This window comes from Peribacillus psychrosaccharolyticus ATCC 23296, from assembly GCF_000305495.1.
In the GTDB taxonomy this organism is placed as follows: domain Bacteria; phylum Bacillota; class Bacilli; order Bacillales; family DSM-1321; genus Peribacillus; species Peribacillus psychrosaccharolyticus.
Map to the genome: position 1 here is coordinate 1 of NZ_AJTN02000127.1, position 644 is coordinate 644.

The window sequence follows — 644 nt, forward strand, 5'->3', positions numbered from 1 at the left end:
TAAAAATAACGAGGTGGAATTATGAATTGCTCAAATTGCGGACTCAAAAGAAAGCATTCTGGATTTTGTCCAGCATGCGGGAAGAAAGTAAGTAATCACGATGTTACCAAAACTTTTGAATTTTAATCAAACTATTAAAGGAGGAATCTTATGGTTGAGACTCTTTTAAACTATGGACTTTTCTTTATTGGATTACTCTTATTTGTCTTACTGTTTGCTGCAGCAAAAAAGTTTCCCATTCTCGGTTATTTTCTTTCTGCTTTAAAATGGATATTTATCGTCGGTTTTCTGCTCTTATATGGAGTGCTCATCGTCTTCAGTGTTTCGTTTCTTGCCGCACTCTATATTTCAATCATCTCTTTATTCGTTACTGAACCTCATTTCTTTGCAGAGGGAAAGCGGCTGGATGTTTTATTGGGTGATCCTATAAACATGTTAGCGTTAGTACGTTTTTCAATTATGTATGGTGTCCTTTATTTTGTCTCCTACATGGGGGCTGGCTTATTTTTAGCATCTTTCAAACTGAACGTATGGGTTTACAATAGCCTCACCTATTTCATTACGATTTCAGCAACCATCTTCGGCTATCCATTGCTCATTCATACATTCTTCCCTAATTTACAGATTACTTATTTAGGTGTCAC

General features: G+C 35.9%; 1 protein-coding gene. It reads left to right on the top strand.

Annotation, left to right across the window (positions count from 1 at the left end):
- Positions 1–150: 150 nt before the first annotated feature.
- Positions 151–644, top strand: a 494-nt coding sequence (locus WYK_RS06430; RefSeq protein ID WP_040373723.1) for a hypothetical protein, incomplete at its 3' end; no start/stop codon positions are given.